Source organism: Micromonospora polyrhachis (genome assembly GCF_014203835.1).
In the GTDB taxonomy this organism is placed as follows: Bacteria; Actinomycetota; Actinomycetes; order Mycobacteriales; family Micromonosporaceae; genus Micromonospora_H; species Micromonospora_H polyrhachis.
In genome coordinates this window covers 1354695-1373812 of the sequence record NZ_JACHJW010000001.1, presented here as the reverse complement: position 1 = coordinate 1373812, position 19118 = coordinate 1354695, and the positions used below count along the sequence as shown (strand labels likewise).

Here is a 19118-nt window from a genome sequence, read left to right as displayed (position 1 = left end):
GCCTTCGGGGGGATGCCGCCCGGGCTCGGTGCTACGGGCCTGTCCGTCAACACCGTCCTGACGAATCCGAGTACCCGGCCGGGGCTGCGCCTGCCCGGCCGGGTGGTCCTCACGGCCGGCTCTGCGGACGTACCGGTGGAGCAGGTCGTGCTCGGGCTGGTCACCCAGGTGGAGCCGGACGACCTGGCCGCCGGCCGGGTCCTGATGGAGTTTCACCGGGTGACCGTGGCCGGTCCGTTCGTGGTGCCGGCGGGCCAGCGGCGTGCGGTGGCGTTCGCCCTGGCGATGCCCTGGGAGACCCCGATAACGGTGATCAACGGCCTGCGGCCGCTCACCCTGCGAATGGGGTTGCGCACCGAGGTCGGGGTCGACCCGATGTTCGACCAGGGCGGCATGCTTCCGGTGTACGTACATCCGCTGCCGGCCCAGGAACGGATCTTCTCGGCGTTGGCCGCGTTGGAGTTCCGCCTACGGCAGGCGGGACTCCAGTCGGGCCGGCTGCCCGGGGTGGCCCAGACACTGCCGTTCCACCAGAAGATCGGGTTCTGGGCACCGCCGCTCTACGCCGGGCCCTTCTCCGAGCTGGAGGTGACCCTGCTGACCAACCGGTACGGGGTGGAGGCCATCTTCGGGCTCGACCGGCGGGCGGCGATGGCCGGGGCGGGGCATTACAGCCTGAGTCGGTTCCTGGTGCGGCACACCTCCGCCAGCGGTGGCGACGACTGGGTGAACCTGATCGACGGTTGGCTGCGGCAGGCGATCAACCGGCACGCCTATGCGGCGTCCGGCTATCGGAACCCCACCCCCATCGTGGAGTCGGCCCACGTCACCCATCCGCCGGAGGACCCTCAGGAGAGCCACTCGGCCAAGGCCGCCGAGCAGGGCACCGCTGGCGGCGGCGCCGGGATCGGCGGTGGAGGCGGCGGCGACGGCACGTGACCGGTGTGAACGGGTCAGCCGGCGCTGGCGGTGGCGAGCTTCACGCCGAAGCCGAGGAACAGGGCACCAATCCCGGTCGTCATCCCGGCGGCCAGCCGCCGGCGCTGACTGAACTGCGCCGCCAGGTAGGCACCGGCGAAGATCAGCAAACTCAGGTAGAGGGCGCTGGTGACCTGGGCGATCAGCCCGAGCAGCAGGAACGACAGGGCCGGGTAGGCATAGTGCGGGTCGACGAACTGGATGAAGAAGGAGACGAAGAACAGGATCGCCTTCGGGTTCAGCAAACTGATCACCGCGGCCCGGCGGAACGGGCTGCGTACCATCGCCGGCTCGGCGGCGTCGATCAGCCGCGGCGTGCCGAGATCGTTGCGGGTCCGCCAGCGCCGCCAGGCCCCGCGCAGCATGGTCAGACCGACATAACCGAGGTACGCCGCACCGGCGTACTTGATCACCAGGAAGATCGGCGGGTACGCCTTGAGTAGCGACGCGACCCCGGCGGCGGAGAGCACCATGAGCACCGTGTCGCCGACGAACACCCCGGCGGCGGCCCGGTAACCGGTCGAGATTCCGCGTCGGGCCGCGACCGAGAGCACGAAGAGCGAGTTGGGGCCGGGTAGCAGGACGATCGCGATCGTTCCCAGCACGTACGTCCAGATGTCGGTAATCCCTAGCACAGGCGACATCATCCGGCCACGGGTACGCCTCGACGCAGCCGGTCCCGCAGTGTGGCCTGTACGGATGGCCACTCGTCGGCGGTCATCGAGTAGACGACGGTGTCCCGCCACGACCCGTCCGGCCGCTGCTTGTGCATCCGCAGCACACCTTCCCGCTGCGCCCCGAGCCGCTCGATGGCCCGCTGTGAGCGAGCGTTGCGGATGTCGGTGTGCCAGACCACCCGTACCGCGCCCAACTCCTCGAAAGCCCGGGTGAGCAGCAGCAGCTTGGCCTCGGTGTTGATACCGGTACGCCACCAGGGCTGACCGAGGAACGTGTAGCCGATGGCGACCGTGCGCCGGACCTCGTCGACGTCGTAGTAGGACGTGCTGCCGACGACCTGGCCGGTGGTCGCGCAACGCTGTACCCAGGGCACCCGGTCGCCCCGGTGGGCGGCGCGCAGCGCCTCGGCCACGATCGCCGCCACGTCGTCGCGGTTACGAGGCATCGGGTTGCCGAGATGCTGCCACACCTCAGGCGCGGCGGTGGCGGCGTACAGGCCGTCGACCTGGGACAGGTCCAGCGGTTCCAGGATCACGTGCTCGCCCCGCATCGGTGCGGCGGTCAGCCACGGCGAGTGCGCCGGCCGCAGGTACGCGGGCAGCGGGGCGGAGACTCCGGCGTCGGGTTCCGGGGGGCCTGGCACCAGCCGTAGCGGCACCACCCCGGCCCAGTACGACAGGTCGTGGTCGGCAGGATCGTCGTCGACCCCACCCATCCGGACCCGGGTCGACACCTCGTGCAGGGGCAGCGCCAGCACCGCCGTCTCGGCGAGTTCCTTGCGGGTCGGCGGCCGGCTGTCGGTGGCCCGGCCCCGACCCACCTTCTCGACCAGGGCGGTCATCGCGGCCTGCTTCTCGGCTTCGTCGGTGACCAGTCGGGCGGTGCCGTGCGCGATCACCGAGCGGTAGTTGGCGCTGTGGTGGAACTGGGAGCGGCCGTAGACGAGCCCGTCGAGCAGGGTGACGGTGAGGCAGACGGCCAGCCCGTCGGTGCCTCGGGCGGCCAGCAGCGGCCGGCTGCCGGTGGAGCCGTGCAGGTAGACGGTGTCGTCTACGCGTACGTGCAGGGTGGGCAGTGCTCGGGGCTCGCCGTCGACGGTGAAGGCCAGCACGCAGTGGTATGCCTCGTCGAGGATCGCGTGAACCACCGCCCGCTGGTAGCCGATCCGGCCCCGGTCGCGGTGGGCGGTGGTCCGTTCCGTCTTCGGGTACATGTCGCGCTCCCGTATTTGTTCTAGTACAATTTCGCAACTGTGGCAGCACATTATCAGATCATCGGTGGTACGGCAGCCGCGATAGCGGCCAGCGTGGAAACCGGCGTACGCACCGGAGCACTGCAACCCGGGGCAGCGCTACCGGCCGTCCGTGCGCTGGCCGAGCAGCTCGCCGTCAGCCCGGCCACCGTCGCCAAGGCGTACCAGGGGCTCCGACAGCGGGGCGTGGTCGAGACCGCCGGTCGCCACGGCACGCGGATCCGCCCCCGGCCCCCGGTCGCCGCCCACCGTTCCGCGCTGCGCCTGCCCCCGCCCCCCGGCGGGTGGGACCTCTCCGCCGGGGAACCCGACACCCGGCTGCTGCCCCGGCTCGGACCCCACCTGGCCGCCATCGCCGCCCGGGACGAGCCGCCGGTCGGCTACGCCACCGCCGGCGTGCTCCCCGAACTGGCCGATCGCGCCCGGGCCCGGCTCACCGCCGACGGCGTCCCGGCGGACGCGATCACCGTCACCAGCGGGGCGCTGGACGGCATCGACCGGCTGCTCGCCGCCCACCTGCGCCCCGGTGACCCGGTGGCGGTGGAGGACCCCGGCTGGGCCAACCTCCTCGACCTGGTCGCCGCCCTCGGGCTGCGCCCCATCGGCGTACCGGTGGACGACGACGGACCCACCGTCACCGGGGTGAGCGCCGCCCTGGCCGCCGGGGCCCGGGCGCTGATCGTCACCACTCGTGCGCAGAACCCGACCGGTGCTGCCGTCACCGCCGACCGGGCCAAGGAACTGCGCACCCTGCTCGCCGCCCACCCCGAGCTGCTGCTGATCGAGGACGACCACGCGGCCGAGCTGGCCCCCGTACCGTTGCACAGCCTGGCCGGGTCCACCGGTAGCTGGGCGTTCCTCCGCTCGACGAGCAAGCCCTACGGGCCTGACCTGCGCCTGGCGGTGCTGGCCGGCGACGAGGCGACCGTGGCCCGAGTCGCCGGCCGAATGCGGGTAGGCGCCGGCTGGGTCTCCACCCTGCTGCAACAGCTGATCGTCAGACTCTGGCAGGACCCGGCCGTGACCGCGCAACTGGCCGAGGCCCGGGACAGCTACGACCGCCGCCGCCATGCCCTGCGCACCGCGCTCGCCGACCGGGGGGTCATCGCGTACGGGCGTACCGGCATCAACCTCTGGCTGCCGGTACGCGACGAGACTCGGGTGGTCACCATGCTGCGCGACGCCGGGTACGCCGTCGCCCCCTCCTCGCTCTACCGGCTGGCCACCGGCCCGGGGGTACGGATCACCATCAGCCCGTTGACCGATAAGGACATTCCGCCATTCGTCGACGCGGTGACCCGGGCGATGGCCGCCGACACCGCCGTCCCGTTCAGCGCCTGATGTGTGGCGCCGGCCGTCCCGTTCAGCGCCTGATGTGTGGCGCCGGCCGTCCCGTTCAGCGCCTGATTCGTGAATCCCGCCGGCCGGCGGCGAAATCTCCGACCCGCCGTACTCGTGTCGGTGGTAGGGGGTAAAAAGGTCGCCATGGCCGAAACCACGACCGCGCCCGGTGCCCAGCACTTCATCCCACCGGACGCCGACGACCTGGCGGCGCTACGCACCGCCGCCACCGACTGCCGGGGCTGCGAGCTCTATCAGGACGCCACCCAGACCGTCTTCGGGCGAGGCAACGCCAACGCCCGGGTGGTCTTCGTCGGCGAGCAGCCGGGTGACGTGGAGGACCAGAAGGGACTGCCGTTCGTCGGGCCGGCCGGACACCTGCTTCGTCGGGCGGTGGACGACGCCGGCCTGAACCCTCGCGAGCTGTACATCACCAACGCCGTCAAGCACTTCCGGTTCGAGCTGCGGGGCAAACGGCGCATCCACCAGACCCCCGACCAGGTGCACATAGTGGCCTGTCGGCCCTGGCTGGTCGCCGAGTTCGCCCAGTTGCAACCGGAGGTCGTCGTGGTGCTCGGTGCGACCGCCGCCAAGGCCCTGCTCGGCCCGTCGTTTCGGGTCACCCGGTCCCGGGGCGTGTTGATGCCCTGGCCCGACTCGGCCCAGCGGCCGCAGGACTTCACCCGAGTGCCGACCGACGCCACCGGCCAGCTCGGGTCGGTGCCGCCAGCCCAACTGGTTGCCACCATCCACCCGTCGGCGGTGCTGCGCGCCGACAACCGCGAGATCGCGTACGCCGGACTGGTCGACGACCTGAAGGTCGTCGCCGGTGCCCTCGCCGCCTGAGATGCCACCTCGGTCCGCCAGCGGTGGACCGAGGTGGGTCAGAGCAGTCCCGCGAGTTTGTACAGGACAAGCGAGCCGGCGACCGCGACGTTGAGACTGTGGCCGGTGCCGACCATGGGGATCTCCACCGCGCGGTCGAGCAGGTCCAGGGCTTCGGAGGGGATGCCGGAAGCCTCGTGGCCGAGGATCATGATGGTCCGGCGGTCGGCCGCCGGGAGATCGGCCAAGCGGATCGCCTCGTCGGCCAGTTCCACGCCGACGATATGCGAGCCGTTGGCGCGTTCACTCTCCAGCCAGCGGACCGGATTCCCGACCCGATGTACGCAACTGGGCCGGCGCAGCGTGTTTCCCCTGGCAACGGCCTCGTCGACCCAGCGGAAAGGTGGAACCACCAGGCAAGCGCCGACTGCGTCGCAGGTGCGTAGCAGGGTGCCGAGGTTCGCCCCGTGCATTGGCCAGAGAGCCGCAGCGACGAGGTGTCCCCAACAGGGGTGGGAGCGGGGGCGGCGGACGGCTCGCAGATCCTTGCGGGAGCGAACCCTGATCACGGGACTCACCGGACGGGAGCGGTCTGGCTCCAAGCGTTGAAACGCATCAGTTTGAGGTACTTCGCGGCGTACCCGGGCCATCGACGGAGAACGAGTGTGGGACAACAAGCGTCAGGGCCAAGGGTATTGCCTAGCGCGCGTGGATGGAAACTTCGGACGGCGGCGTCGTGGTGATGGGGCGGCGGGTGCTGGTTCAGGGACGAAGACTCCAAACCTAGGGGGCCGGCCGTCGGGTTCTCCACGCGTCGATCAGGGCGGGTAGTTCCCGCCACAGGTAGTCGTAGAAGTCCCGCATCTCCGCGAGACGTCGACCGGCGGTGCTGTTCTCGCCGGTGGCCGCGATGCCCTCTTCGGCGGCCTCGCGCATCACCCGCACCATCTGGTTCTGGTCCGACATGAGCGTGGCCCATGCGTCGCTGCGGACGCGGAAGTGTTCCCGGCGGCTGCCAGGGGCCGGCACCCGTTCGACCAGTCCGACCGAGGTGAGCGACTTCAACGCCATCGAGACGCTTCCGGAGCTGCTGGTGAGCAGTTCCGTGATCTCGCCGGCCGTGAGGGTTTCCTGCTCGGTGAAGAGCAGTGCCGCGAGCACCCGGGCTGTCATCCGTTGCATGCCCCCCTGGGCGAGGCTCAGGGCGAGGCGTTCCGCGGGGTCGCTCAGCGCTGGCATCAGGCTCCTCTTGTCGCAAATCTTGACGAAATCCTAACACCTTCGAATCTTCAAAGTTCTTTGAAAATTCATTAGTGTCGGCGTCATGGGAGACGTGATTCAGCTGGAGAAGCTGAGCAAGACGTACGGGTCCCGCCGTGGCCTGGTCGAACTCGACCTGACGGTGTCCGAGGGGGAGGTCTTCGGCTACCTCGGTCCGAACGGCGCCGGGAAGTCGACGACCATTCGACTGCTGCTGGACCTGATCAGACCAACCGGCGGCCGGGCCCTGCTGTTCGGCCGCGACCCACGAGAGCACGCGGTGGACCTACACCGCCGAATCGGCTACCTTGCCGGCGACTTCGTGGTCGACCCCCGCCAACGGGTGGGAGAGTGCCTGACGTTCCTGGCCGCCCTGCGCGGCGGCGTCCCGAAGACCCGTATCGCGGAGTTGGCCACTCGGCTGGACCTGGACCTGTCCGCCCGGATCAAGACCCTCTCTAAGGGCAACCGGCAGAAGGTCGGCCTGGTACAGGCGTTCATGCACCAGCCCGACCTGTTGATCCTCGACGAGCCGACCTCCGGTCTGGACCCGTTGGTCCAGCAGACCTTTCTGGACCTCGTACGAGAGGCCAAGGCCGCCGGACAGACCGTCCTCATGTCCTCGCACATCATGGCCGAGGTCGAGGCGGTCGCCGACCGGGTCGGGATCATCCGGGAGGGCCGGCTCGTCGCCCTCGACACCGTCGCCCGGCTCCGTGACCACGCCGTACACCGATTCGAGATCACCTTCACCGGATCCGTCGACCATGCGGCCCTCGCCGCGCTTCCCGGCATCTCCGATCTCACCGTCGACGGTTCGACCGTACGACTCGCCCTGGCCACCGGCCCCGACACGCTGATCCAGGTCCTCGCCCGCCACCAGGTCGCCAGCCTGCGTGCCAGCAAACCCGACCTGGAGGAACTCTTCTTCGCCTACTACCAACCAACCGACGCCGGCAGCAGGGAGAACAGCCATGCCTAACGTCCTCACCAAGACCCTGTGGGACTCCCGCCGAAGCCTCGCCAGCTTCGCCGCCGGCACCGCCCTGGTGGCGGCCATGTACGCCGGCTTCTATCCGCAGGTCGCCGACGGTGCGATGGGACAGGCCGTCGAGGGCTTCTCCCCGGCGATCCGTGAGGCACTGAACATGGAGGATCTTGCCAGCGCCGCCGGTTATCTCGGCTCCAGCGTCTTCGGCATCCTCGTGCCGTTGATCGCCGTCAGCTACGGCATCACGGCCGGTACCAGGGCCGTCGCCGGCGACGAGGAGGCTGGTTATCTCGACCTGCTCCTCGCCTATCCGGTCGGTCGTACCCGACTCCTGCTGCACCGTTGTGGTGCACTCACCCTCGGGGCCTTCGGTCTCGCCGCCACCGTGCTGCTCGCCATGCTCGCCATCCGCAGCAGTGCCCAACTCGACACCATCAGCATCGGCCAGTTCACCGCACAGTGCGTAGCGCTCGCACTGTTGGCCACCCTGTTCGGCATCATCGCCGTCACCATCGGAGCGGTCACCGGCAGTCGGGTGGCCACCCTCGCCGGCAGTGCCACCGTCGGTGTTCTCGGGTACGCCGCGAACACCTTCCTTCCCCAGATCGTCGACGGGATTCGCTACGCCTCTCCGTTCCACTACTACATCGGCAACGAGCCGCTCCAGAACGGCTTCCACTGGGCTGACTTCGGCGTTCTCGCGATGGCGAGCATCGTGCTCCTCCTGGTCGCCACCGCCGCGTTCAATCGACGCGACCTCACCAGTTGACCGTCAGCCGACGAGCGAGCGATGTGTCAGCGGCCCCCGACAGCAGGCAACCAGATGCGGGGGCCGCTGCACATCGACCACCCCATCGATTCCGCCAGCGGCGTATCCGGGCCCGGTCGTCGGGGCGGTCGTGCGGCGTACCCTGAGGGCCAGGCCGCATCGGCAGTAAGGATGTAGCCACCCCATCACCTCTTACCGCCGATGGAGCCTCTGATGGCCACTGCCGCCACCGTGCCCCCACCCGGGAGCGCGACCGACAATCAGGACCCCGCCATCGCCCGGGTCCAGCGTCGTACCCTCAGGTTGCTCTTCGGCACCCAGATCATCGGCGGCATCGGCACCACCATCGGCGTCTCCGTCGGCGCGCTGCTCGCCGCCCGGCTGGTCGGCACCGCCGTCTCGGGGCTTGCCCAGAGCGCTGCCGTGGTCGGCGGCGCGCTACTCGCCATACCGGTCACCCGGATCATGAGCGCCGCCGGTCGACGCCCCGGCCTCGTCGTCGCCTACCTGACCGGCGCGCTGGGCGGCGTACTGGTCGTGTTCGCCGCCGTGACCGGCTGGATCCCCCTGCTCTTCCTCGGCATGCTGCTCTTCGGCGGCGGCTCCGCCGCCAACCTCCAGGCCCGGTACAGCGCCGTCGACCTCGCCGAACCGGCCCGTCGGGGACGGCAACTGTCGCTGATCGTCTGGGCCACCACGATCGGGGCGGTCGCGGCTCCCAACTTCGCCGCCAGCGCCGACCGGTTCACCACCGACCTGGGCCTACCCGCACTCTCCGGCCCGTTCGCGTTCAGTGCGGTCGCCTTCGTGTTGGCCGGCGCCGTGCTCTTCGTCTTCCTCCGCCCGGACCCGTTGCTCACCGCTCGGCGGCTGGCGGATGGCCGTACCCCGGCGATGGTCACCCCCGCCGGGAAGCGCAGCGGCAGTCTGCGGGCGGCGCTGCGGGTGGTCGTGAACCGCCCGGCCGCCCGCCTCGGCATCGCCGCCGTGGCCGTCGGGCACCTGGTCATGGTCGGGGTGATGTCGATGACCCCGGTACGCCTCGGCGAGTCGCACGGCGACGCCGACGTGCTGCACGTGGTCGGCATCGTGCTCAGCGTGCACATCGCCGGCATGTACGCGTTGTCCCCGGTCGTCGGCTGGCTCACCGACCGGTACGGCCGTCGACCGGTCATCCTCGGCGGGGTCGGCCTGCTGCTCGCCGCGTGTGCGGTCGCCGGCACCGCCGGGCACGACACGACCCGCCTGACGCTGGGCCTGGCCCTGCTCGGCCTGGGGTGGTCCGGCACCATGGTCACCGGCTCGACCCTGCTGTCGGAGTCTGTGCCGGTCGACGTCCGGCCGGCTGCCCAGGGGCTGTCCGACCTGATCATGGGGCTGGCCGGGGCGACGGCCGGTGCGGTCAGCGGGTTTGTCGTCGAGTTCGCCGGCTACCCCGTGCTCAATCTGCTGGCGGCGCTCGCGGTGGTGCCGCTGGTGGCGCTAGCGTTGCGTCCGGCTCCGAGCGGAGCCACGACAGAGGGGGCGTGAGGGTGCGGCTGACCGACTTCTGGACGCGTCTGGAGCAGACGTTCGGGCCTGCGTACGCCGGCAGTATCGCCGCAGACCAGGTGCTCACCCAACTCGGGGGTCGCACCATCGAACAGGCGTTCGCGGAGGGCGAATCGACGCTGGTGGTGTGGCGGGCAGTGTGTGCCGCCTACCCCGATCGGGTGCCGGCGCAACTACGCTGAGCTGCGAATGTGTGACAGGGGCGTGTCGGTCGTCGGCTCGTACACCTGTTCGGCTATTGTCCACAGCGGGGGTGCCCGTCCACAGATCACAGCCGGTCAGCTGTTTTCTGTCGGACCCAGCGCCTAGCGTGTCCGCGTGACTAAGGGATCAGCAAAGACGCCGGCAAAGGCAGGGGTGGCGACCATGGCGGCAGGACCTGACCGGGAGAAGGCACTCGACCTTGCTCTCGCTCAGATCGACAAGCAGTTCGGCAAGGGCTCGGTGATGCGGCTGGGGGACCGACCGGTCATCCAGACCGCGGTGATTCCCACCGGCTCGATCGCGCTCGACGTGGCGCTCGGCGTGGGTGGTCTACCGCGCGGGCGGGTGGTGGAGATCTACGGGCCGGAATCGAGCGGTAAGACCACCGTGGCACTGCACGCGGTGGCCAACGCCCAGCGGGCCGGTGGCATCGCCGCGTTCATCGACGCCGAACACGCGCTCGACCCGGAGTACGCCAAGGCCCTGGGCGTGGACACCGATGCGATGCTGGTCTCCCAGCCGGACACCGGTGAGCAGGCCCTGGAGATCGCGGACATGCTGATCCGATCCGGTGCGCTGGACATCATCGTCATCGACTCGGTCGCCGCGCTGGTGCCGCGCGCCGAGATCGAGGGTGAGATGGGCGACAGTCACGTCGGTCTCCAGGCTCGGTTGATGAGCCAGGCGCTGCGGAAGATCACCGGTGTGCTGAACAGCACCGGCACCACCGCGATCTTCATCAACCAGCTCCGCGAGAAGATCGGTGTGATGTTCGGCTGCATGTCCTACTCGACGAGGGTCACCCTCGCCGACGGGACGCAGGAGAAGATCGGCAAGATCGTCAACCAGCGGATGGCGGTCGAGGTCCTGTCGTACAACCCGGAGACCGACCGGGTCGAGCCAAAGAAGATCACCAACTGGTTCAACAACGGTCCGGCGGAGCAGTTCCTCCAGTTCACGGTCGCCAAGTCGGGCGGGAACGGGCGGGCACAGTTCGCCGCCACCGCCAACCACCTGGTCCGTACCCCGGGCGGGTGGCGCGAGGCCGGCGAGCTGATCGCCGGCGACCGGGTGATGCTGGCCGAGGAACGCCGACTCAGCGACCAGCAGTGGCAGGTCGTGCTCGGTTCGTTGATGGGCGACGGCAACCTCTCGCCCAACCGCCGCGATCGGGCAGGGGTCCGGTTCCGGCTGGGCCATGGTGCCAAGCAGGCCGACTACCTCGACTGGAAGGTGGCGCTGCTCGGTAACGTCCCGAACTCGCGCCGGACCGACGCCCGAGGCGCGGTCTTCGCCGACTTCACACCGCTTCCCGAGCTGGACGAGCTGCGGCGAGCGGTCTACCTGGGCGACGGCAAGAAGCACCTGAGCTGGGACTACCTCAAGGCGCTGACGCCGTTGGCGCTGGCGGTGTGGTACATGGACGACGGTGGTTTCACCGTGCGCTCCAAGGGGCTTCAGCAGCGTACCGAGGGTGGTTCCGGTCGCATCGAGATCTGCGTCGAGGCGATGGCCGAAGGCACCCGTGAGCGCCTCGTCGAATATCTGCGCGACAGCCACGGGCTGGACGTGAAGTTGACGGCGCGGGGCGCGCGGAGCATGCCGGTCATCCAGTTCACGACGGAGGCGTCGGCGAGGTTCCAGGAGCTTGTCGCGCCGTACGTCCCAGCGGCGATGGAGGCCAAGCTGCTTCCGTGCTTCCGTGGCCAGTGCGTCGTCGAGCCGGAGTTCGTGTCAGCGGAGATGCGCCCGGTGCCGGCCCGGATCATCGACGTACGGGTGAAGCCCAAGACCCGCTCGATGAACCGGTTCGACATCGAGGTCGAGGGCAACCACAACTACTTCGTCGACGGGGTGATGGTGCACAACAGCCCCGAGACCACCACCGGTGGTCGGGCGCTGAAGTTCTACGCCTCGGTCCGCCTCGACGTGCGCCGGATCGAGAGCCTCAAGGACGGCACCGACGTGGTCGGTAACCGGACCCGGGTCAAGGTCGTGAAGAACAAGGTCTCGGCTCCGTTCAAGCAGGCCGAGTTCGACATCATGTACGGCAAGGGCATCTCCCGCGAGGGCTCGCTGATCGACGTCGGTGTGGAGCAGTCGATCATCCGCAAGTCGGGTGCCTGGTACACCTACGACGGTGACCAGCTCGGTCAGGGCAAGGAGAAGGCCCGCGAGTTCCTGCGGGAGAACCCGGACGTGGCGGCCGAGATCGAGAAGAAGATCCTCGAAAAGCTCGGTGTTGGCGCGGGTGCGGCTGGCGACGCCGCCGGTGGCCCGGAGCTGCCGCCGGTGGACTTCTGATTGTCGACTGACGCCACATCGACGTGACTGGACGACGTCGGGGCGCGCGGTCGGGGCGGGGCTGGGATGCGGCCCCGCCCCGACCGCGCGCCACCTCCACCGGACGCCCTCGGCATGACCGAAGTGCCGATGGCGATTCCGCCGGCACCGGCCTCGACGCTACCGGCGGCGAAACCGCCAGCCCGCCCCGGAACGAGGCGGAGGTGGCCAGGGAGATCTGCCTGCGCCAACTCGCCGTACGACCCCGTACCCGGGCCGAATTGGCCACCGCACTGGCCCGTCGGGGCATCTCCGAGGAGACCACCGAGCAGGTGCTCGACCGCTACGACGAGGTCGGGATCATCGACGATGCCGCCTTCGCCCGGGCCTGGGTGAGCAGCCGGCACCAGGGGCGCGGTCTGGCCCGCCGGGCGTTGGCCAACGAGTTGCGTCAGCGCGGCGTCGACGGCGAGATCGCCAGCGAGGCGCTCGGGGAGTTGGACGAGACGACCGAGGCGGCCACTGCCCGGTCGCTGGTCGACCGGAAGCTTCGTACGGCACGTGGCGAGCCGGACGCGGTCTTCCGCCGGCTGGTGGCGATGCTGGCCCGCAAGGGCTACCCGGCCGGGGTGGCGATTCGGGCCGTCAAGGAGGCGTTGGCCGCGCAGAGTGCCGAGGCGGCGGAGTTCGCCGAGCACATCGACGCGGACGCGTTGGCGGACAGCGAGATGGAGTTGGACCGAGAGAGCAGTTCGTTCGACTAGACCGCCGATGCCCGGGGAACGGAGAACCGAGGACCGGAGGGCCCAGGCGGAGGAGCGAAATGTTGAAGGTCTGTCTCAACGGTGGGCGAACGCGCGCCGAACATCCGGCGCTTCCGATCACCGTAGCCGAGGTGGTCACTGACACGCTGCGCTGTCGGGCGGCGGGCGCGGCCGCGGTGCACGTGCATCCGCGTGACGACAGTGGCCGGGAGAGCCTCGATCCGATGGTGATCGCCGCCACGGTGACCGGTCTGCGACAGGCCTGCCCGGAGTTGCCGGTCGGGGTCAGCACCGGGGACTGGATCGAGCCGGACCCGGACGCCCGGGTCGCGGCGATCCGGGCATGGCCGGTGCTGCCCGACTTCGCCTCGGTCAACGCCCACGAATCCGGTGCAGAGCGGGTGGCGGCGACCCTGTGGGAGCGGGGCGTGGCGGTGGAGGCTGGCCTCTGGGCTCCGGAGGCGGTCGAGTGGTATCGACGCTGGACGGTGCCGGTCGAGCGGATTCTGGTCGAGTGTGTACGCCCGGATCCGACCGACGCGTTGGCCGACGCGGAGCGGATGTTGGCGGATCTGCCGCCGGCCGGGCCGCCGGTGCTGCTGCACGGGGAGGGCCCGATGACGTGGGATGTGCTGCGGGAAGCGGTCCGGCGTGGCCTTTCCACCCGGATAGGGCTGGAGGACACAACGGTGCTGCCGGACGGGGTGACAGGGGTGGGAAACGCGGAGTTGGTGGCGGCGGCGGTGGCCCTCGGGGCAGGGTGAAATCGAGCTTTTATCCTATAAGTCATCAGCTGCCGGTGAGCAAGCCCATGCGCTGAGTCTGGCGATGTGGTCGATCATGCCTCCTTGACCGAATGGCACCTTGCGACCTAGCCTCGCCATACAACGAGTACGACCGACCTTCGCAGCTAACGGCACAACATAGATCGCGTAACAGTACGACAACAAGTTGACCAGCTCTGTGGGCCAACTGCGCCGACCGGAGGCCGGTCCGGAGAGGCGTGACATTGGCAATCGGCTATCGATGGTCTCCGCTGGGGGTCGTCGATGGTTACGTGCTGCCCCGGCCAGCCGCCTCGGTCGGGCGTCTCGACAGCCAGCCACCGGGCCATCCCACAAGGGTCGGCCCTACGGCGTGGGCGGTAGGGGGAGGCGGCCATGAGGGGTAGCGGGACCGGCAGCATCGGGTTCGACCGAGGCGGGCCGTCAGCATGAGCGCGCTGGACGTGGGCCTGCTCACCACAACCGTGCTCCTGGCCGCCCTCGTCCTGGTGGGACTGTTCACCGGCCTACGAGCCCTGCGCCGGTTGACCGCCACCTCGACCACGGCCGACAACAGCGACTTCGTCGCCGAGAAGGATCGCCAGGAACAATCACTGGCCGCACTGCGTACCGCCGCGGACGAGGCGACCTCCACCGCCGATGTGGCGAAGTCCGAGGTGGCCATGGCCCGCGCCGAGGTCGCCGCCGCCAAGGCGGAGGCGAGCGCCGCCCGCGCCGAGGCCCGGCGGGTGCTCGACGCCGCCCGGACAGAGGCGGACACCGTACTGGAGCGGGCACACCGTCAGGCCGAGGCCGACGCCGACCAGGTCCGCGCGGCGGCCCGGCGCAGCGGAGAGCGAGAAGTCGCCCTCCTCGCTTCCACGATCAAGGAACAGGCGTCCGAGGTGGAGCGCCGAGCCCAGCGGATGGACGAGCGGGAACGGCTACACACCGAGGAGGTCGAACGGCTCGCCGAACGCGACCGGCGATTGGCCGCAGCCTCCGCCGAGTTGGCCGCCCGGGAAGCCGCGCTCGCCGAACGGGAGACCGCCCTGACCGAGGCGGAGGAGCAGCGCCGGCGCGAGTTGGAACGCATCGCCGGCCTGACTGCTGAAGCAGCCCGGTCCGAGTTGGTCGAGGCGGTCGAAGGGCAGGCCAAGCGGGAAGCGGCGATCCTGATCCGGGACATCGAGTCCGACGCGCGCGCCACCGCCGAGCAGCGGGCCCGGCACATCGTGGTGGACGCGATCCAGCGGGTGGCCAGCGAGCAGACCGCGGAGAGCGTGGTCAGCGTGCTGCACCTGCCCGGTGACGAGATGAAGGGCCGGATCATCGGTCGGGAGGGGCGCAACATTCGCGCCTTCGAATCGGTGACCGGAGTCAACCTGATCATCGACGACACGCCGGAGGCGGTGCTGCTGTCCTGCTTCGACCCGGTGCGTCGGGAGATCGGCCGGCTGACCCTGGAGAAGTTGGTGTTGGACGGCCGGATCCATCCGCACCGCATCGAGGAGGTTTTCGACACTGCCCGGCACGAGGTGGAACGTCTCTGCCTGCGCGCGGCGGAGGACGCGCTGGTCGAGGTGGGGATCACCGAAATGCACCCGGAGCTGGTCACCCTGCTCGGCCGCTTGCGCTACCGGACGTCGTACGGGCAGAACGTGCTCAAGCACCTGGTGGAGACGGCGCATATTGCCGGAATTATGGCGGCAGAACTGCGCCTGGACGCGACCACGATCAAGCGGGGTGCGTTCCTGCACGACATCGGCAAGGCGCTCACCCACGAGGTCGAGGGCAGCCACGCGCTCATCGGCGCGGACCTGGCCCGTAAGTACGGTGAGTCCGAGGAGGTGGTGCACGCCATCGAGGCGCACCACAACGAGGTACCGCCGCAGACCATCGAGGCGGTGCTGACCCAGGCCTCCGACGCGTGTTCCGGTGGTCGGCCGGGCGCGCGCCGGGAAAGCCTTGAGGCGTACGTTCGGCGCCTGGAGCGGATCGAGGAGATCGCCGGCCAGAAGGCCGGGGTGGAGAAGGTCTTCGCGATGCAGGCGGGACGGGAGATCCGGGTGATGGTCCGCCCGGAGGAGGTCGACGAGATCGGGGCGGCGGTGCTGGCCCGGGATGTGGCCAAGCAGATCGAGGAGGAGCTGACCTATCCCGGTCAGATCCGGGTGACGGTGGTTCGCGAGTCCCGCGCCACCGAGATCGCCCGCTGAACGGACCCCACCGGGGTGGTACAGGCCCGCCCCTGTACGGACAGTGCGGACGCGACAGCGCATTGACATCAATGAGGCTGATCTTTAAACTTTTTGAAGCCGGCAAGATCAAGGAAGTAAATGGGTTTGGCAACGAAGCCCAGCGACCGCGCGGAATGTCTATTCCATTATGTTTAATCGCGAACGGAGCGCGAGCATGTCCTCTAGAAAAAAGGGTGCAGTCGCAGGCACCTTTGTCGCTCTAAGCCTTGCGGCGACCGGGGCGGTGGGAGTTTTCGCCGAAGCGCCGGCCAGTGCGGCTCCAGAATGCTACAACTTTGTTCTTACGAACGACCGGGAAGCATGGGCCCACTGTGCTGAGGGTACCGTTATCAGCCAGTACCGGATCGTCGCCAGGTGCGAGGAGAACAATGGGAGCCGCTATAGCAGGTACGGCGGTTGGGTGAACGCTCCGGCTATCTCCAAGACGATTTGTGCCGAAGGCTCGTGGGTCGTGGACCACTGGGTCGAATTTCGCTGATAGCCCTAGTGTTTCGTGGTTGAGCGGGTGTGATTCCCGCGCCTCGCCGGTCAACTGCCGTTGATGCGGTTAGCAACGTCGTGCCAGTAGATGAGGAACGCCCCCGACGCCCTGTGGAAGAAGAGCGTCGGGGGCGTTCCCCGCATTGATCGGGCCGTGTGGACGGCCAGGGTCAGTCGTCGCCGGCCTTCTCGCCGGCACCACCCACCTGGGCCACGGCCGGCATCGGAACGGTCGTGGTCTTGCTGATCCGGTAGGCCCGGCGCTTGCTACGCCGGTCGAGCCAGCCCGCCAGCATGGTGAGCATCGAGTTGATGACGATGTAGATCGCGGCGACCACGATCGCGGCGGCGACGATGTTGCCGTAGTTGGCACCAAGGTCGTTGACGCCGCGCTGGAGCAGTTCGGGGAAGGCGACGATGTAGCCCAGCGCGGTGTCCTTGAGCAGGACCACGAGCTGGCTCACGATCACCGGCAGCATGGCCCGGGCCGCCTGGGGGATCAGGATCATCTGCATGACCTGGCCCTTGCGCAAACCGATCGCGAATGCCGCCTCGGACTGTCCCCGCGGCAACGAGTGGATGCCGGCGCGGAACGCCTCGGCCAGCACCGATCCGTTGTAGAGCGTCAGACCGATTACGACCGACCAGAAGGCGGACATCGGCTGTTGGGTCAGGAACGGCACGCCGTAGAAGATGAAGAAGATCATCAGCAGCAGCGGCACGGCGCGGAAGAACTCCACGACGACGCCGGCCGGGATGCTGACCCACCTGTGGTCGGAGAGCCGGCCGACGGCGAAGACGATGCCGAAGACGAGCGAGAGCACCATGCCGGTCGCCGCGGCCATGAGGGTCTGCTGGAGACCGGGCAGGATGAACTGGGTCCACGTGGTCGGCTCGGTGAACGGCTCCCAGAGCCGCGCCTCCCACTGGCCCTTCTCATCGAACTTCGAGTAGATCCACCAGAGCAGGCCCGCGATGGCGATGCTGAAGACGACGGTGAGGACCGCGTTGCGTACCCGTGCCCGAGGTCCGGGGTGGTCGTAGAGGACCGTGTTGCTGCTCATCAGCGCTTCACCGCCAGTCGGTTGGCCAGCCAGCCAAAGAAGTAGCCCGTCGGCACCAGCACCGCAGCGAAGGTGCCGGCGAAGACCAGGAAGATCGGGATTACCGCGTCGCCGTTCTCGTTGATCAGGTCCTTCATCACGTTCGACGACTCCATGACGCCGATGGTGCCGACGATCGTGGCGTTCTTACAGAGCGCGATGAGGACGCTGCCCAGCGGCGCGATGACCGCCCGCCCGGCCTGCGGCAGGATCACGATCCGCAGCGTCTGGGCGAAGGTCAGGCCGATGGCCCGGGCGGCTTCGGCCTGACCGGCGTTGACCGTGTTGATGCCGGACCGGATGGCCTCACAGACGAACGCCGCCGTGTAGACCGACAGACCCAGTACACCGAGCCAGTAGTTGTTCAGGTTCAGGTCGTCGGAGAGCACCAAGCCCAGCGTGGTGTACAGGCCGAAGTAGCAGAAGAAGATGATCAGCGTTAGCGGGGTGTTGCGGAAAATGTTCACCCAGGCGGCGCCGAAGGCGCGCAGGACGGGAATGGGGGACACCCGTGCGGCGGCCAACAGCACGCCGATGACCAGCGAGAAGAGCGCCGAGGCGCCGGTCAGTTTGAGGATCCACAGGAAACCCGACAGATAGGCGTCGAGGTTCACCGGATCGGTGAATACATGCATGCCTTCGCTCCCCGGAGCATATCTTCGCCAGTCGAGGGTCGGGGTCGGCGGCCGATGGCCGCCGACCCCGGGGAAACTAACTTCAGCCGCAGTTGGTCAGCTTGCTGGTGTCCAGCGTCGGCGCGGGGGTGCCGCTCTTGCCGAGGGTGTTGTCCCAGGCGGCCTTGTAGGAGCCGTCCGAGGCAGCGGTCTTCAGGATCTCGTTGACCTTCTCGCAGCCGGCCTTGTCTTCCTTCTTCAGGCCGATGCCGTAGGGCTCGCTGGTGAAGGGCTTACCGACGACCTTGAACTTGCCCGCGTACTGCGACTGGGCGGCGTAGCCGGCCAGGATGATGTCGTCGGTGGTCACCGCGTCGACCTGCCCGCCCTCAAGCGCGTTGACGCACTTCGAGTACGAGTCGAACTGCTGCAGCTGCACCTTCGGGTAGTCGGTCTGCATCTTCTTGGCCGGCGTGGAGCCGCTGACCGAGCAGACCTTCTTGCCCTCCAGGCCCTCCGGCCCGGCGATGGTGGAGTCCGCCTTCACCAGCAGGTCCTGCCCGGCGATGTAGTACGGCCCGGCGAAGTTGACCTTCTTCTTCCGGTCGTCGTTGATCGTGTAGGTCGCGATCACCAGGTCGACCGTGCCCTGCTGGATGAACGGCTCACGGTTGTTGGAGACCGTGGTCTTCCACTCGATGTTCGCCGGGTCGACGCCGAGGCCCTTGGCGATGATCTTCCCGATCTCGATGTCGAAGCCCTCGTAGTTGCTGCCGGTCTGCAAGCCCAGGCCAGGCTGGTCGGACTTGACGCCGATGACCAGCTTCTTGTCCTTCTGCGCCTTGCCGACGATCCCGCTTGCGCCGGTGCCGCCCTCGTCACCGCCGCCGCAGGCCGTAACGCCGAGCGAAAGTGCCGCGATCGCGGCGATCGCCGCCACGCGCTTGATCCGCATTCCTTCTCTCCTTCTTCGGAGGAGCCCGTCGGGGGATGACGTGCT

17 protein-coding genes and 3 pseudogenes are annotated in these 19118 nt (G+C 68.8%); 13 read left to right on the top strand and 7 right to left on the bottom strand.

Features of this window, described 5'->3' with window-relative positions:
- Positions 1 to 12 precede the first annotated feature (12 nt).
- Positions 13 to 939, top strand: coding sequence for a sporulation protein (locus FHR38_RS05380; RefSeq protein ID WP_184539272.1), 927 nt, complete (start codon positions 13 to 15; stop codon positions 937 to 939).
- A gap of 14 nt (positions 940 to 953) precedes the next feature.
- On the opposite strand, the gene leuE is transcribed toward FHR38_RS05380, so the two are convergent.
- The gene (gene leuE / locus FHR38_RS05375; protein ID WP_184533301.1) at positions 954 to 1625 is read right to left on the bottom strand and encodes a leucine efflux protein LeuE; all 672 of its coding nucleotides are present in this window, start codon (positions 1623 to 1625) and stop codon (positions 954 to 956) included.
- Positions 1622 to 2869, bottom strand: coding sequence for a bifunctional pyridoxamine 5'-phosphate oxidase family protein/GNAT family N-acetyltransferase (locus FHR38_RS05370; RefSeq protein WP_184533299.1), 1248 nt, complete (start codon positions 2867 to 2869; stop codon positions 1622 to 1624). The genes leuE and FHR38_RS05370 overlap by 4 nt, the downstream gene beginning before the upstream one ends.
- Positions 2870 to 2908: 39 nt before the next feature.
- On the opposite strand from FHR38_RS05370, the gene FHR38_RS05365 reads away from it, so the two are divergent.
- On the top strand, positions 2909 to 4249 hold the full coding sequence (locus tag FHR38_RS05365) for an aminotransferase class I/II-fold pyridoxal phosphate-dependent enzyme (protein ID WP_184533297.1): 1341 nt from the start codon (positions 2909 to 2911) through the stop codon (positions 4247 to 4249).
- Positions 4250 to 4393: 144 nt separating this feature from the next.
- Positions 4394 to 5095, top strand: coding sequence for a UdgX family uracil-DNA binding protein (locus FHR38_RS05360; RefSeq protein WP_184533295.1), 702 nt, complete (start codon positions 4394 to 4396; stop codon positions 5093 to 5095).
- Between the two features lie 38 nt (positions 5096 to 5133).
- Here the strand turns inward: FHR38_RS05360 and FHR38_RS05355 are convergent, their stop codons facing one another.
- Both FHR38_RS05355 and FHR38_RS05350 read right to left on the bottom strand, forming a co-directional pair.
- The gene (locus FHR38_RS05355) at positions 5134 to 5547 is read right to left on the bottom strand and encodes a TrmH family RNA methyltransferase (protein WP_221449414.1); all 414 of its coding nucleotides are present in this window, start codon (positions 5545 to 5547) and stop codon (positions 5134 to 5136) included.
- Positions 5548 to 5857: 310 nt separating this feature from the next.
- Positions 5858 to 6313 carry a GbsR/MarR family transcriptional regulator gene (locus tag FHR38_RS05350; RefSeq protein ID WP_184533291.1) on the bottom strand — a complete coding sequence of 152 codons (456 nt, stop codon included), beginning with the start codon at positions 6311 to 6313 and terminating at the stop codon, positions 5858 to 5860.
- Between the two features lie 85 nt (positions 6314 to 6398).
- Here FHR38_RS05350 and FHR38_RS05345 point away from each other — a divergent pair, with 85 nt between their 5' ends.
- The 10 genes and pseudogenes from FHR38_RS05345 to rny all read left to right on the top strand — a co-directional run bounded on the left by FHR38_RS05345 (position 6399) and on the right by rny (position 15879).
- Positions 6399 to 7316: an ABC transporter ATP-binding protein gene (locus FHR38_RS05345; RefSeq protein ID WP_184533289.1), complete on the top strand. Its 918-nt coding sequence runs from the start codon at positions 6399 to 6401 to the stop codon at positions 7314 to 7316.
- A complete protein-coding gene (locus FHR38_RS05340; protein WP_184533287.1) occupies positions 7309 to 8094 on the top strand; it encodes an ABC transporter permease subunit in 786 nt (261 codons plus the stop codon). The genes FHR38_RS05345 and FHR38_RS05340 overlap by 8 nt, the downstream gene beginning before the upstream one ends.
- Before the next feature lie 213 nt (positions 8095 to 8307).
- Positions 8308 to 9624, top strand: a complete 1317-nt coding sequence (locus FHR38_RS05335; protein WP_221448916.1) for an MFS transporter — start codon at positions 8308 to 8310, stop codon at positions 9622 to 9624.
- A gap of 2 nt (positions 9625 to 9626) precedes the next feature.
- Positions 9627 to 9827 (top strand): DUF3046 domain-containing protein, encoded by a 201-nt coding sequence (locus tag FHR38_RS05330; RefSeq protein WP_184539270.1) that lies wholly within the window; start codon positions 9627 to 9629, stop codon positions 9825 to 9827.
- Between the two features lie 184 nt (positions 9828 to 10011).
- Positions 10012 to 10863, top strand: a pseudogene (gene recA, locus FHR38_RS32785) (recombinase RecA); the annotation flags it as partial.
- A 60-nt stretch (positions 10864 to 10923) separates the two neighbouring features.
- A pseudogene (locus FHR38_RS32780) lies at positions 10924 to 11478 on the top strand (LAGLIDADG endonuclease); the annotation flags it as partial.
- Between the two features lie 222 nt (positions 11479 to 11700).
- Positions 11701 to 12153, top strand: a pseudogene (locus FHR38_RS32775) (recombinase RecA family protein); the annotation flags it as partial.
- A gap of 23 nt (positions 12154 to 12176) precedes the next feature.
- Positions 12177 to 12896 carry a regulatory protein RecX gene (locus tag FHR38_RS05320; RefSeq protein WP_184533282.1) on the top strand — a complete coding sequence of 240 codons (720 nt, stop codon included), beginning with the start codon at positions 12177 to 12179 and terminating at the stop codon, positions 12894 to 12896.
- A gap of 59 nt (positions 12897 to 12955) precedes the next feature.
- Positions 12956 to 13660, top strand: coding sequence for a 3-keto-5-aminohexanoate cleavage protein (locus tag FHR38_RS05315; RefSeq protein WP_184533280.1), 705 nt, complete (start codon positions 12956 to 12958; stop codon positions 13658 to 13660).
- Between the two features lie 449 nt (positions 13661 to 14109).
- The gene (rny, locus tag FHR38_RS05310; protein WP_184533278.1) at positions 14110 to 15879 is read left to right on the top strand and encodes a ribonuclease Y; all 1770 of its coding nucleotides are present in this window, start codon (positions 14110 to 14112) and stop codon (positions 15877 to 15879) included.
- Positions 15880 to 16571: 692 nt separating this feature from the next.
- On the opposite strand, the gene FHR38_RS05305 is transcribed toward rny, so the two are convergent.
- From FHR38_RS05305 to FHR38_RS05295, 3 genes are all read right to left on the bottom strand, one after another.
- Positions 16572 to 17465 carry an amino acid ABC transporter permease gene (locus tag FHR38_RS05305; RefSeq protein ID WP_184533276.1) on the bottom strand — a complete coding sequence of 298 codons (894 nt, stop codon included), beginning with the start codon at positions 17463 to 17465 and terminating at the stop codon, positions 16572 to 16574.
- Positions 17465 to 18139 (bottom strand): amino acid ABC transporter permease, encoded by a 675-nt coding sequence (locus FHR38_RS05300; protein WP_184533274.1) that lies wholly within the window; start codon positions 18137 to 18139, stop codon positions 17465 to 17467. Before FHR38_RS05300 ends, FHR38_RS05305 begins: the two co-directional genes overlap by 1 nt.
- 82 nt (positions 18140 to 18221) lie before the next feature.
- Positions 18222 to 19073, bottom strand: coding sequence for a glutamate ABC transporter substrate-binding protein (locus FHR38_RS05295; protein WP_184533272.1), 852 nt, complete (start codon positions 19071 to 19073; stop codon positions 18222 to 18224).
- Positions 19074 to 19118: the final 45 nt, after the last annotated feature.